Source organism: Microcoleus sp. Pol12B5, assembly GCF_036701335.1.
Taxonomy (GTDB): domain Bacteria; phylum Cyanobacteriota; class Cyanobacteriia; order Cyanobacteriales; family Microcoleaceae; genus Microcoleus.
In genome coordinates, this window is the sequence record NZ_JAUBQQ010000102.1 from 960 (window position 1) to 14,784 (window position 13,825).

The 13,825-nt window shown below is 45.7% G+C and carries 13 protein-coding genes and 1 tRNA gene; 9 read left to right on the forward strand and 5 right to left on the reverse strand.

Translation table 11 applies throughout. The features are described from left to right. Window positions 1-338: 338 nt before the first annotated feature. From hpsJ-A to rfbB, 4 genes are all read right to left on the reverse strand, one after another. Window positions 339-1,016 carry an HpsJ-like protein, cyanoexosortase A-associated gene (hpsJ-A, locus tag QUA24_RS25440; protein ID WP_333216922.1) on the reverse strand — a complete coding sequence of 226 codons (678 nt, stop codon included), beginning with the start codon at window positions 1,014-1,016 and terminating at the stop codon, window positions 339-341. Between the two features lie 178 nt (window positions 1,017-1,194). Continuing rightward, window positions 1,195-1,863: a cyanoexosortase A system-associated protein gene (locus QUA24_RS25445; protein WP_333216920.1), complete on the reverse strand. Its 669-nt coding sequence runs from the start codon at window positions 1,861-1,863 to the stop codon at window positions 1,195-1,197. Further along, entirely contained in the window at window positions 1,863-2,714 is an 852-nt protein-coding gene (crtA, locus tag QUA24_RS25450; protein WP_333216918.1) for a cyanoexosortase A, read from the reverse strand. Before crtA ends, QUA24_RS25445 begins: the two co-directional genes overlap by 1 nt. Window positions 2,715-3,100: 386 nt before the next feature. Further along, window positions 3,101-4,207: a dTDP-glucose 4,6-dehydratase gene (gene rfbB / locus QUA24_RS25455; RefSeq protein ID WP_333233059.1), complete on the reverse strand. Its 1,107-nt coding sequence runs from the start codon at window positions 4,205-4,207 to the stop codon at window positions 3,101-3,103. 357 nt (window positions 4,208-4,564) lie between these two features. Here rfbB and QUA24_RS25460 point away from each other — a divergent pair, with 357 nt between their 5' ends. The 5 genes from QUA24_RS25460 (at window position 4,565) to QUA24_RS25475 (ending at window position 8,378) form a co-directional block, all read left to right on the forward strand. Further along, a complete protein-coding gene (locus QUA24_RS25460) occupies window positions 4,565-5,107 on the forward strand; it encodes a hypothetical protein (protein WP_333233061.1) in 543 nt (180 codons plus the stop codon). Window positions 5,108-5,572: 465 nt separating this feature from the next. Beyond that, the gene (locus QUA24_RS25465; protein ID WP_333085694.1) at window positions 5,573-6,178 is read left to right on the forward strand and encodes a DUF1517 domain-containing protein; all 606 of its coding nucleotides are present in this window, start codon (window positions 5,573-5,575) and stop codon (window positions 6,176-6,178) included. Window positions 6,179-6,279: 101 nt separating this feature from the next. Further along, a complete protein-coding gene (locus tag QUA24_RS25470) occupies window positions 6,280-7,161 on the forward strand; it encodes a hypothetical protein (protein ID WP_333233073.1) in 882 nt (293 codons plus the stop codon). Window positions 7,162-7,185: 24 nt separating this feature from the next. Then, window positions 7,186-7,266: a hypothetical protein gene (locus QUA24_RS27420; RefSeq protein WP_445242648.1), complete on the forward strand. Its 81-nt coding sequence runs from the start codon at window positions 7,186-7,188 to the stop codon at window positions 7,264-7,266. 77 nt (window positions 7,267-7,343) lie between these two features. Beyond that, window positions 7,344-8,378, forward strand: coding sequence for an S-layer homology domain-containing protein (locus tag QUA24_RS25475; RefSeq protein WP_333233063.1), 1,035 nt, complete (start codon window positions 7,344-7,346; stop codon window positions 8,376-8,378). A gap of 94 nt (window positions 8,379-8,472) precedes the next feature. On the opposite strand, the gene QUA24_RS25480 is transcribed toward QUA24_RS25475, so the two are convergent. Next, the gene (locus QUA24_RS25480) at window positions 8,473-10,053 is read right to left on the reverse strand and encodes a peptidoglycan-binding protein (RefSeq protein WP_333233065.1); all 1,581 of its coding nucleotides are present in this window, start codon (window positions 10,051-10,053) and stop codon (window positions 8,473-8,475) included. A 134-nt stretch (window positions 10,054-10,187) separates the two neighbouring features. Here QUA24_RS25480 and alr point away from each other — a divergent pair, with 134 nt between their 5' ends. The 4 genes from alr to QUA24_RS25500 all read left to right on the forward strand — a co-directional run bounded on the left by alr (window position 10,188) and on the right by QUA24_RS25500 (window position 13,823). Further along, window positions 10,188-11,390: an alanine racemase gene (alr, locus tag QUA24_RS25485; protein ID WP_333233067.1), complete on the forward strand. Its 1,203-nt coding sequence runs from the start codon at window positions 10,188-10,190 to the stop codon at window positions 11,388-11,390. Between the two features lie 211 nt (window positions 11,391-11,601). Further along, window positions 11,602-12,450 (forward strand): mechanosensitive ion channel family protein, encoded by an 849-nt coding sequence (locus tag QUA24_RS25490; RefSeq protein ID WP_333233069.1) that lies wholly within the window; start codon window positions 11,602-11,604, stop codon window positions 12,448-12,450. A 47-nt stretch (window positions 12,451-12,497) separates the two neighbouring features. Then, window positions 12,498-13,637 (forward strand): patatin-like phospholipase family protein, encoded by a 1,140-nt coding sequence (locus tag QUA24_RS25495; RefSeq protein WP_333233071.1) that lies wholly within the window; start codon window positions 12,498-12,500, stop codon window positions 13,635-13,637. Window positions 13,638-13,734: 97 nt separating this feature from the next. After that, a tRNA-Ser gene (locus QUA24_RS25500) sits at window positions 13,735-13,823 on the forward strand. Window positions 13,824-13,825: the final 2 nt, after the last annotated feature.

A 13,825-nucleotide genomic window follows, 5' to 3' on the forward strand; every position in this document is an offset into this window, starting at 1 on the left:
GATTGTGGATTTTAGATTGTGAATTTTAGATTTTAAATTGTGGATTTCACAATGCCAGACCGCGTCTTGGTGCGCTCCTCTTCGAGGACTGCGCTAACGACGGATTTGCATCATTCTCGGTGTTTGCTATCGGCAATAAACAAGATTTATTACCGATATCTTTTGAAAAGAAGAAGAGCCAGCGCTGCACCCAACGAAATTTCTAGGGTTTGAGGGTCTTCTTAACCACCAAGACGCGGGCGGCGTGTACAGGGCGCACCTTAATCCTCAACAAGACTTTCCGGGTGCACCTAGCGCACCTTACTAGCTCACAAATCGCAACTCAAAACTCAAAACTACTACCGAGCCCAGTCAGTACCGCGCCACAGCGTAAAAAACAAAACACTAGAAATTAGCGCGCCCAGTAGCCACTTAATAGCATTTTTAAATAACCCCAAGCGCTGACTAGACTGAACCGCAGCACTTTGCGTCTGTAACCTTTCCTTAGCCGGGGTAATTCTCGAAAGAATTTGCTCTTTCAATTGCTGTGGGTTTTGCGTATCCGCTGGTACTCCCAAACGGGTAAGTTCCCCGGCCAAATTCCTTAAATCTTCAGGACTACCCTTATTCAGCCGTTCTTCCACCTGCTGCAACTGAGCTAATTGTTGGTTTGCTTGAGTAGTAATTTGCTGGTTGTTTTGGTTGTTGACGTAGATAGTGCCAAAAATTCCCAAAGGCAGCATCAACAGAAAAAGCAGACCTAGCAGCAGACACACCCAAGACAAAACCTTCAAAAAAACGTCTTCCAAGGCTCTGCGATCGTACCCTTCGCCAAAAAATATCAGCGCCATTGCCAGTAGAGGAACTGGCACTCGTTCCACTACAGCCCCAATCGTCTGCAATTCCCAGAGGCGATTACCAAAATTTGCTGGTATAAGAACTGCAATTGTATCTAATACAGACAAAATTAATAGACCGTAGCCAATCCAACGCAGTCTGTAGATAGAAAAACCTTGTTCGCCTTGTAAGTCATTCATAAAATAATCAGAGTTGTTGTTAAGAAAAATCTCTCTTGACCCCGCTCAAGAACGGATACAAGCTCCCGACAACAGTCGTGGAGAGTCAAAAATTTTAGACTCTTGTTCAAGCTTCCAGATTCACCTGTGGAGTAAAGCTAAAAGCTAAAAGCTAAAAGCTAAAATCTACTGAATCGAGTCAAGGATCGGGGAATCGCGGTTGCCACCACTCATACCAAGAAACCCAAGCATTCTCTAGAATTTTTTTGGCATCTTCTGGAGTTGTTTTATCCAAAGGCACAGACATCTGAGTCCACAAACAGCGCCGGTCTTGAATATTTCCCCTACCTAACAACCAAAACAGAATACGGTTTGGCTGCCAATCGCGAGTATTTCGATTATATCTAAACTGTTGGGAAGTTACTGTAGCACTGCCATTAGGATTGATACACGAACTCAAATACAGTCGATTTTGCTGTTGCAAAATTCCGTGAAACCCCGCGCCTTGAGTGTTTGCCAATGCTAGTTTAACAGGATACGACTTGAGAATAGTATGTCCTTTCATCATACCTTCCACATCCCCAATGGTGTTTACCGCATAGCGCATCTCTATTTCTAGATCCATGCTATTTTTTTGATATTCATATTTCCTGGCAGCTTTGAATTCTGAATTTTCCTTAATTTCCAGAAGCGCGCTCTTGTTTAGTTTCCAATCGGCTAGAGGCACCGACTCGGGAAACTCAAACGGGGTTGCCACATTCTTGCCATCCGATGGATAGAAAACCAATTTTCCGGCAACCAACAAAACGCCTCCCAAAGTAACAGCCAACAGGGAAAGCCTAAGTGGTTTCCAAGAGGTAATAGCCATTAGCAATTCTGTCCTTCCTGATTTGGGGGTTGGTCTTTCAAAATTGCGAACCAGCAGAATAACCCGAAAATAAATACAGCAATCATCGAAAATATTACCGAACCATTTCCTTCGTGCCAGTATTTAAATGCTTCTGGTTTAGATAGCGATACCAGCACTGCCAGGAGACCAACTCGCGCGGCATTAACTAGAAATGCAGTAATTATGGCTACGAATGGCAATACGATTTTCTGACCCGTAGTGGTAGGAAACATCAGTAAGAAAACCAGAGCTAGTCCTAACAATTGTAGCATCGCATTTACGCCGGAACAGCCGTGATACACTTCCACGCTGCCCTTTTCCAGGATGAGAAAAACCCCTTTCCGCACCACTTCAAATCCTATATAGTGCAGGAGGAAAGCTGAAAATTTTGCTGTTAATAGGGCGACATCAACGAAGACTCCGATTAATCCGGGAGGAATAGCTGTATAGCCAAGAATTAGAAGTTCCTGCCAATATTGTTTCAGTCCTTTTGTGCCGGAAGCGAGCAATGCAAGACTGATTCCTGACAAAAAAGGCGTTGCTCGGATGAAAAAGTCGTATCCAGATATCGACGAGCTTTTTAGCAAAATTAAAGCAATTAACGATGACCCAAAGACGCTGGCGAAAATTCCGCTTTCAAAAGTTAAGGATTCGTGCCTTTCCCAAATTAAAAATGCTACGACTCCCCAAAAAAGTAACATTGTACCGAACAGGTCAGTGTCGTTTGTTCTGGAAGTCAGAGTTAGGTGTATGGCAATCAAACCGGAGGCGATGCCTAACAGCCAGTATTTAGGTTCTTGGATGTGCTTGAGCGAGTTTATTTCGGTCATTGCTGCTTTTTGTTTTTCCTAAAAGCTTCTAAAAGGCTTAAGCTTGTAACTCTATTAAAATTATCAGCTACAAACACTTAAATTTATGCGTTTGGGATGATTTTTCACTAAATCTTCACAAAGATTGACAAGAGCAAATATGTGTGATATCTACCTTCACCTAATTCAATCTGAAGTTAGGAGCAAAGACAAAAGAAAACTGATTTTTTAACTCGGATCGATCGCACTTAACGAAAGATTTTCCTCCGTCAAACCCGGTTTCTGCGCCAAAAGTTAAAATGTAAAGCTTGAAGGCAAGACAGAAACCTTTCTGGACGCACTCTTGAGCTGAAAAACCAGTTTTTTAGTGGTTCTGGTTCGTGGTAGCCCGTGCGTCCATGAGTAGATTAGTTAGAGTAGACTTTCCGGTAGTAAGTTTGATATTCCTCCGAAAGCAGGGGTTCCCACCACTCCCGATGGGCTAAGTACCATTCTACAGTCTGTCGCAAACCTTCTTCAACTGTTACTGAGGGAGTCCAACCTAACTCGGTTTTAATTTTGGTGGCATCAATAGCATAACGCCGATCGTGCCCGGCTCTGTCTTTGACAAATGTGATCAATTGTTCGCAAGGACGGGCGGGTAAATCAGAAGCTAATTCGTCCATTAGCTGACACAGCATTCTGACTAAATCGAGATTTTTGACCTCGTTGTTGCCACCAACATTGTAGGTTTCCCCAGGCTGACCACGGTGAATAACGGCATCTAAAGCGCGGCAGTGGTCGAGAACGTAGAGCCAATCTCGCACGTTTTGACCGTCGCCGTATACTGGCAACGGTTTGCCCAATAACATATTGATGCACATTAATGGAATGAGCTTTTCTGGGAAGTGATAGGGGCCGTAATTGTTGGAACAGTTGGTGATAATTGTCGGGACGCCGTAGGTGTGGAAATAGGCGCGGGCGAGGTGGTCGCTGCCAGCTTTGGAGGCTGAGTAGGGACTGTTGGGCGAGTAGGCGGTTGTTTCTGTGAAGGCTGGGTCATCGGGGCTGAGACTGCCGTAAACTTCGTCGGTAGAAACGTGGAGGAAGCGCATTTGTGCTTTGAGAGATGCCTCATCAATTGCTTCAAAATGCTTGCGGAAGGCTTCTAACAGTGTGAAGGTTCCGACAACGTTGGTTTGAACAAAGGCGGCAGGCCCGATAATTGACCTGTCAACGTGGGATTCTGCAGCAAAGTGGGCGACTGTGGTGATGTTTTCTTCTTTGAGCAAGGTATCGACTAAGGTTCGATCGCAAATATCCCCCTGCACAAACCGAAAATTTTCGCCTCCTTCCAAAGTTGTCAGGGTTTGTCTGTTTCCGGCGTAGGTTAAAGCGTCGAGTACGACTACTCGATCGCCCGGATAGCTGCTGCACCAGTGATGCACAAAATTCGAGCCGATAAATCCAGCCCCGCCCGTCACCAACAATCGGCGAGGAGCTCGCTCAATGCCTTGAGTCGCGTTGTCTGTCATAAAAATAAGAGTTATTCCAATAACTAAGCCTTTACAAAAGTAGCCTTAAAAGTAGTTTGTCACCAACTGTTTGCCACTCTGTAATTAAAATTTCTACTGTCTCACCTCAGATTTTGTAATTTGGGCGCGATCGAAGTATTGGTTCACAAAACTTGAACTTCTACCGAGCTGTTAGTCCAAATGCTTACAGACTAAGCATTTCAGATGTGTAAGCTGGCAATTTTAAATTTGAATTGTGTGAGGCTATAGCTGACTTTTGCGATCGATCCTCGATATGGGCGGCGCGCAGAGTTGATACATTTGTAAAGAGCTGTTACCATTAATTTTTTAATTATCCTTTACAATCTGCACAGCACCATGAAGAAGTTTCAAGTGTTAGCTGGCATTGCTTCCGTCGTCGCGATCGCAAGCAGCATCGCCATAGGTGACGCCGCATCTGCTTTCCCCTGTTCCTACAGCAAATCAGGGGCAGCTAAATCTGGTTCTGCGACAACGATCCTAGGTTCTGGCGGCTCGGAGCGCATGAATCCGTGGAAATCCTACAAAACAGCAGCTCTCGGTTTCCTAGGTTTGGCTGGAGTTTTGGGTGGCGGAGCGGCCTACATGAGCTACCGTGCCGGCAAGCGCGCCTCTGCTGCTTGCGCTGCGATGACCGATAATTTTGAAGTTTTTGAAGAGTCGGCTCCGATGGCAGATGCAGGTGTTTCTGGACACATGGAAGTTCCTGCCTTGCTCGATTTGACGGCGGCTGGTGCTGTAGCTGAGTCAGCAGATGCGGTTGCAGTCGTTCGCGAACACCCAGAAGCTCCAGGCGGCGAGCTGGATTTGCCAGTTTCGCCAGGTGCTGAGTTGAATTCTGAAATTGCGATCGAACAAGTCCAAAGCGCGATCGTCAAATAGTTATCTCAAACCAAAGTATTCGCTTAGCGCACCTCCAATCTTCCAAGATTGGAGGTTTTTTGAGTAGAAATTATCTAGCCTACAATTTCTTGTCCGGGTGATCGCAAAGCACTGCCAACAATAGACAGATGAATCGATAGCACATAATCTCATATTTCGGCAAAGCAAAGGAACGCCGAATTAAGCTAAATAAAAAAACTCTGGCTACAATCATCAATTTCATAGCAATTATTAAAAGTCGCCGCTCTCCGTCAGGACAATGGTGTGCGGTTTCCCTACTGTATTTGAACTGTATTTGATCCGATTGAAAACTGTTATAAAATTAGATGAGTCAAAGCGAGACAGTACGCTGCCGAGGCGATCGCTCAAAATGCCCTCGATATCAATCTGAGGTTAGACGGCAAGAGTGCAAATCGCCTGCTATCGTTGGAAATATAGCCCTACAGATTACAACTATAGGTTATTATGAATGCTTGGCGCGATCGATTCAATCAATTTACAGGTAAAACTAGATTGGCAGTTTGCCGGGTGTTCGTTCACCTAACAGGCGAAGAAGTTGCACCGCTGTTAGGAGTTCTCAATCGCACCGCCAGAGAAGCAATTGATGCCGATGGCGACCTAGCAGTTTTAGGAGAAGGTCTTGTAGAAATTTGCAATCACCTGTTGCAGTACGACAACTACTGGCAAGCAGCTGCCAATGAAGGCGATGTTTTTTGGAATGAAGGCGAAGCCGGCGATTATGTGGATGAACTTTTCACTGATTCAGCCGATCGCTATCTCAGCGAGCCTCAATACAGTACATCTGTTTACGATAAAAAATCCCCCTTGTCTTTGCCGGTAACTAGAAATGTGGTGGTGATGCTGACAGTTGCTTATGAAGGCGAAGTTCCTGCCCTAGAAACTGATCTCGCTGACATCAGCGCGCTTAAAGTCGGTTTAAAAGCACTGATTAATTTACATTACCAAGAAAGGCTCCGAGCTGTGCAAGTTCACTTTTCTCCCGCACAGTTGGGAGACGAACTTACCAACGACCAAGTGTTGGTCAATTTCCCAGAACTTATTCCCCTTTAAGGAAGGAGTAATTAGTTATTAGTTATTAGTTATTAGTTATTTGCTACCAATGCGCGCTGCCCCATGCGCGATGCCCGATGCCCAATTACCAATTACTATTTATGATGCTGCGAAGACTGACAATTTATTTAATGGCTTTAACTTTTTTATGGACGGCAACCGCCTGCGGTTCTCCTAGTAGACAAACTTCTACAAATCCTGCTGGCAATCCAAATATTAACACAGTGCGTCCTGCACCAAACAATAACTTGGCTCAAGGTCAATATCCTGTACAGCAAGCTACCTACGACGATGCGGATGGCGAATACAGTTTGATGTTGCTGAATACTCCCGCCGGCAGTCCCCCAGTTTACCGGACTAGGGATTTGCAAATGGCTCGCTTAACAGATGAAGAAATATCAGCAGGCAAGAAAAGTTATCTAAACTTGGATAACAATCAAGCGGTTTTGCATTTGACAGAAGATTTTAAAATTGAGTACGTCCACAACGTTACCGAAACTGTTCCTAATCCTCAAACCGGTCAGCCACAAACCGTAGTAGTGCGGCAGCAATCTGGCTTCTGGGCGCCGTTTGCTGGAGCTGTTGCCGGTCAGGCGATCGGTAGTTTGTTATTTAGACCGCAATATTATATGCCGCCAGTCTATCAGCCGGGAATTATGACAGGATATGGCGGCTATGGCAATACTTACGGTCAAGCTGTTAACCAATATCAAGCTCGCTACCGAACTCCGCCTCCAGAGGTGAGAAACCGTCAAGTTTTAAGGACAACCGGCCGCCTGCGATCGCCCACATACAACCAGCCAGTAAGACCCTCAGTACGTCCAAATGGCAATCGATCGACCGGTTCGGGTTACGGTGGCAGCACTTTGAGGCGATCGCCGCAGCCACGTCAAAATCAAAACAAGCGGCAGCCAAGTTTTGGTAGTGGCAGGAATTCTCGTCAACCGAGTCGGAATCGCTCTTTCGGGAGTAGAAGGCGCTGAGTTGAAGATGGCAAAAATCAGCAAATGACATCGGTAAAAGTTGATTTTATATATTCTCCCGATGCCACGCCGCCGCAGGTAGGGAGAGTGAAAACTTTGGAATAATTGATTTAGCCTTCTGTGTTTCCCCCAGACCCAAAAAATATGTGATTTAATTTCTACATTAGTATGTAGGTGACAATATGTCTTCTTCACAACCCCCGTCAGGGGAAAGAAACCCTTTAGGATTGGATGAATTGATTGCTATCTTGGTTGCCTTCGGCACAATGGGAGCAATTTTATTTTGGGTAACAGGTAAAAATCCCGATCGATTGAATGCCAGAAATTGGCAATTTCCAGCCGTTTTTTCTCAGCCTGCTGTTACGCCCGCGACTCCGGGAATATTAACGCCAGAATCGCCAAGTTCGGATTTGCGATCGCCTGCTGCAACCCCCGTTCCCTTAAAACCGGATGTCGCACCTGTTGCACCTTTAGGGCCGATTTTACCGGAAAATCCTCCCGTGGGTGTAATCGTTGTTCCTCCCAAGCCAATTGCGCGATCAACTCCCAATTCAGCAATTACCAAACCGAAAGCCGATCAACCGAAAGCCAATCAACCCAAAGTTGGGCCCGTTATATTCTCAGATGTTCCGGACAAATATTGGGCGCGTCCGTTCATTGTCGCTTTAGTCGATCGCAAAATCTTTACTGATTTCACCGACAGCAAATTTCGGCCCGACGAACCGATGACGCGAGCCGAACTAGCACGCTTGATTCAGCGAATGTCCGACGACAAAAAGCCGATCCGAAAACCGATTGATTTTAAAGACGTAAAAGACAAAAGTCCTGTCGCTCCGGCGATCGACCACACCGTCACAACTGGATATCTTAAAGGATACCCAAACAATGAGTTCCGTCCCGACAAAAATATTCCCCGTGTCGAAGTCATCGCAGCTTTAGCGAGCGGTTTGAGCCTGAAACCATCAACAAAAACAACCAAAAGTTTACAAGTTTATACAGACAGGGCAAAAGTGCCGAAATGGGCAGTTAACAAAGTAGCAGCAGCCACAGAAGCTGGCATTGTTGTCAACCACCCGAAGCGCGCACTTTTGCAGCCGAATAGAACAGCAACTCGCGCTGAAGTAGCCGCCATGATTTACCAAGCTATGGCCAAAAAAGGTCAAGTACCTGCTAAGTCTTCTGAGTATGTTGTGAAGCCTGTAAAGTTGTCCAAGTAATATTTTAGGGGCGATGCTCCTAGCCCGCCCCCAATAACATTTAATCGCTCTTGTTTGTAGTCAGGACTGAAGCCCTCACTACGAAGCACCTAAATTAATCTTGAAACACCATAATGCTGCCCGAATAGCAAGCTACCCAAACCTGATTAGTTTCCGGATCGTAAGTAATCCCGATCGGGCTTGAATTAACCTTCACTGTTTGCAGCACTTTCATATCGCTCGTCCTAACTTTGCTAACAGTATTCGAGAAATAGTTGACGACATAAAGCAGTTTTCCATCATCAGAAATTGTCATGCTGCGGGGTGCTTTTCCTGTCGAAACTTTGTCCACCACTTTACCAGTTTGTAGGTCAATTTTTGCTACATTTCCTTCACCGTTCAAAGTTGCATAAAGATACTTTCCATTGGGAGCGATCGTCAAATGACGCGGCGCATTGCCAATATTTCTCAGCCATTCTACCGAAAAGTCTATCAGATTGACTTTCGCAATATTGGAAGAACCCATGATGGCAACATAGGCATTTTTTGAGTCGGGAGTGACAACAATACCCCGAGGATATGCACCCAGTTTCACTCGCTCGATTTCGATATTTTTATTGATATCAACTACGCTCAAATCCCAACTGCACCAATTGCTAGCGAGGGCGAATCGATTGTCAGGCGAAACAGCATTGAATTTCGGCACTGCACCTACAGGAATTACCTTTTCTATTTTTAACGTTTGGGTATTGATGCGGTACAGAAAACTTTGGTCGTGTTTTGCCGCTGGAGAGCACCTGTCGGTTCCCGGATTGCTAAACCCCGAACCGTACATTTTGTAGTTGGAGACGTAGGCATATTTTCCATCAGTTGAAAAAGCAGCTTCTACGGGAGAGCCTTTATAATTGCCTTTGAATTTAGAAAAGCCGAACTTCGACAAGTTTACTGTATCGGGAATAGTCTTGACTAATTTAAAGTTCCTGTCGTAAACTGTGATTGTGTGGCGGTACATCATGTTTTGAGCAAAAAACAAGCCGTCTCCCGAATAAACTATTGATTTTGGCGAGATATTGCCATAAATTGTTGTTTTTAATGTCATTTTCCCTTGAGTGTTGTCGGGAGGATTTACCAGCTTTGTGGATGGTAATTCACTTTCTTTTTCCTCGGAATTTTCAGTTTTAAATGGTGGCAAAGATGGTTCTTGAAATAGAGGTTCTTGAGGCTGATTTTTAGTTGGATCTTCTAGTTCGTTTGTGTTTTCTGTGGCGGTAGGAGATGGCGAAGATTTATCGACATTGGGCGAGATTTTTTTCGCAGCTTCCATGCTGGCGTCTTCCGGCTTACCTTTCAGTGCTGACAAGGTTTTAGGGCCAACAATTCCGTCAACTTTCAGGTTGTTCTCTGCTTGAAACTTTTTCACAGCAGCCTGGGTGAGAGAACCGTAAAATCCTGTAGCCTTACCGCGAAAATAGCCTGCGTTTTGTAGAGTTTTCTGGAGTTCGGCTACTTCCGGGCCTGAATCACCTTTTTTGATGGCGAGTGCGGGATTGACTAAGTTGAAAATTGTGAGAGCGATCGTAAAGAAAAGTAAAGCAGAAGAGGCTAAATTCAGGTGCCTTTTTGAGTGGGTCGATCGAGTTTGACCCGCAGCCGTTTCCCAAGTTTCAGCTAAATGTAGGTAGGCCAGTCCGTCCATAGTTTTTACCGGGTATTTTTGGTGCTATGATACACCAGTTAACTTTGATGAAAGAGAGAATATTATTATAATCAAACTTAGGGTAAAATCTCCAAGCAGTTTTTAATGGTGTAAGCAAGTAGGAGCGATCGACAATGTGGAGTGGGGAACAAACAACCGCAGAATCAACGACAAAAGAATCCCGCCAGACTTTGCTGTGGGACGATAACGGGGGACTTTGCCAGCGGGCTTGGGTAGAAATCGATTTAGCAGCTTTAACTCACAATGTAAAACAGCTTAAGAAACTCTTATCTCCCGATACGGAACTGATGGCAGTTGTGAAAGCGGATGCTTACGGGCATGGTGCTGTTGCAGTCAGTCAAACAGCATTGCAAGCAGGTGCTAGTTGGCTGGGAGTGGCGACAATTCCCGAAGGAATAGAATTGCGAGAAGCTGGGATAGAAGCGCCGATTTTGCTGTTGGGGGCAACCCATACAGCCCCACAGGTAAAGGCGATCGCCCATTGGCACTTGCAGCCCACTATTTGTACTGCCAAACAAGCCCTAATTTTTTCGGAAGTTCTCGCCGATCTCAACCAATCTTTGTCAGTTCACGCTAAGTTGGATACGGGAATGTCTCGCTTGGGTACACCCTGGCAGGAAGCCACAGAATTTGTGCAATTAGTCAAGCGGTTGCCCAATTTAAAATTAGCCAGTATTTACTCTCACTTGGCGACAGCCGACAGTCCCGACCCCGCAGTTATGAGAGAGCAGCACCAGCGGTTTCAACAGGCGATCGAGCAAATTAAAAGAGTAGGAATTAACCCTCCTCGCCTCCACTTGGCAAACTCTGCTGCCGCCCTCGCTGACCCGGATTTACACTACGATTTAGTGCGAGTCGGTTTAGCTACCTACGGTCTTTATCCAGCACCTCACTTGCAGTCGAGATCCAATTTGAAGCCCGCAATGCAGGTAAAAGCTAGGGTAACGCAGGTGAAAACAATTGAAGCAGGAACCGGCGTCAGTTACGGCTATCAATTTATAGCTCAGCGGCCGACACAGATTGCCGTAATTGGTATCGGCTATGCAGATGGTATTCCGCGAAATCTTTCTAATAAAATGCAGGTTTTAGTCAGGGGTAAATTCGTGCGCCAAGTGGGCGCGGTAACGATGGATCAATTAATGCTAGATGTAACTGATATTCCCGATTTAGAAGTCGGCGAAGTGGTGACTCTGTTGGGAAAAGATGGGGAAAATCAAATTAGTGCTGACGATTGGGCCACGACTTTAGGAACTATTTCGTGGGAAATCCTCTGCGGTTTTAAACACCGATTGCCCCGCGTAGCAGTACACTATTAAAAGTAGTCCGGCAGGGGTTTAAATCCCTGCCTCATACCTAAAGTCGGTGTAAACAGACTCAAGAGTTTGAAATATAAAATTATGCACTTTAGTCCTATTTTAGAGGAATTCCGCTATGAGACAGGGGTTGAAAACCCCTGTCGGACTCTCGGAATAAGCGATAAGACTGAGACTGCAATTTTCTATTCCCAATTCCCAATTCCCAATTGATATGACAGTTATTCAGACGTTTTTACCAATAGCCCAAACCTTCTATTCTCAGCTAAATGCAGAAAGAACACAAGCCTTGGAACTAGCCCAAGAATTCTCGAAAAAATTCGTAGAATTGGGGTTTAAAATTGTACCTCAACTGCTGTGGGCGATCGGCATTTTGTTAATTACGCGATTTGCGATCAACTTTGCGGGGCGCGTGACTCGCCGAGCACTGAGTCGCACCGAAGCCACGCTGCGGAAATTCTTAGTTCAAGCTGCTGAAATTACGATTTTGGTAGTGGGAGTAGTCGCCGCTTTGAGTCAGTTGGGAATTCAAACTACCAGTGTGGTTGCGGTGGTGGGTGCAGCGGGTTTGGCCATTGGTTTGGCGTGGCAAAATACTTTGTCGCACTTTGCTGCTGGGGTAATGTTAATTAGTTTGCGACCCTTTGAAGTCGGGGATGGGATTGAAGCTGGCGATGTTAAGGGAGTGGTGGACAGCATCGGGATTTTTTCAACAACCGTGGTGACAGACGATCGCATAAAAATTATTGTCCCGAACAATCAGTTGTTTAACGGTACACTGAAAAATACAACGGCAATGGGAACGAGGCGAGTAGACTTGAAGATTGATATTGGCGATCGGCCAATTCGTCCAACTGTAGCTGAGTTACTAGAAATTGCCCACTCTCACCCGCTGGTGCTGGAGAATCCGCCCCCGACTTGTTTGGTAGCCGAGATTACTCCCGATACAACTATTTTATCTCTCCGACCTTGGTGCGCGTCGGTGGCCTACGAACAAGTGCGATCGCAAGTTCAACAATACGTCAAAGAGGCAATGGATGCCGACCAAAATCAAGAACCATAGATATCTCTCTAAAATCTAAAACCCAAAATTGATCCGAGGTATTTCCCATGAGCAAGTGGTATCCCCAGCAAATTTTGCAAGAACCCGGTGTCAGAATCACTGCCACCGAAAAACAAACAATTCTCAGCAAATTTCCCCCTCCAGACGAAAACGGTCAAATCTATGCTGACGGGGTTTTTGAAGGCGGCGGCGTGCGCGGAGTTGCGTTTTTAGGAGCACTCAGGTGCTGTAGCGATTTGGGCATCAACTGGCGAAAATTGGCCGGCACTTCTGCCGGTGCAATTACTGCGGCAGTATTGGCAACCGACTTGTCAATTGATGATTTAGAGGAGATTTTAGGACAGCTCGATTACAGCCTATTTTTAACTCAAAAAAACAGTCCTCTAATTTTAAACGGCGACCCCGCCGACGACTTGCAATCTCCTGCTTGGACGCTGCTTTTCTTAACAGTTAGCCGTCAGATGGGAGAATATTCGGCGCAGCCATTCCGGCAGTGGCTGGAAGCAATGCTCGGTCGAGGTAACTTGCACACTTTTGCCGATGTCAAACAAATCGTAAAAGAGCGGGAATTAAAAGTAGTAGTATCGAACCTTACTCGCGGTGAAATGTTGGTGCTGCCCGACGACTTACACCGACGCGAATCGACGGATTCCGATCCTTTGTACGAGCAGTTGCGACTCAAAAGCGCTGAACATTTTAGCGTTGCTGAAGCCGTTCGGTTGTCGATGAGTATTCCGCTCTTTTTTGAACCAGGAAAACTCGGCGATGACTTAATTGTAGATGGCGGAATTTTGAGCAATTTCCCCCTGTGGATTTATGACAAACAATCCGTCGGTGCGACTCTTGTGGCACCGCGCTGGTTTACCTTTGGGTTTCGATTAGTCGATACCGGAATTGAGACTAAAGCTAAGATTGATACTCCCCTGTCGATGCTGGCGGCGATGTTCAGAACGATGATGAAAGCAAGAGACCGCTATCACCAGCGAGAAATGGATAAGGGCAGGGTGATTAATATTGATGTGACTGAAGCTGGGGTGACGACGACGGACTTTAATCTCGATGCCGATCGCAAGGCTCACCTGTACCGCTTGGGGTATTTGTATACTAAGAGGTTCTTTTTGAGTTCCAATTTTAGTTGGGAAAAGCACTTGAAAGCCAGGGGCTTTGGGGAAGAGGCTGGAGGTTGATGTCGCGAAAAGTATACAGAGTAAGGGATTGAGGAATTTTTAAATTAGGGGTTGGCAAGAATAAGATGTGTGTGCTATAGTTAGTTACTGTCATCTTGGAGAGGTGGCTGAGTGGTCGAAAGCGGCAGATTGCTAATCTGTTAAGGGTGTTAACATCCTTCGAGGGTTCAAATCCCTCCCTCTCCGTT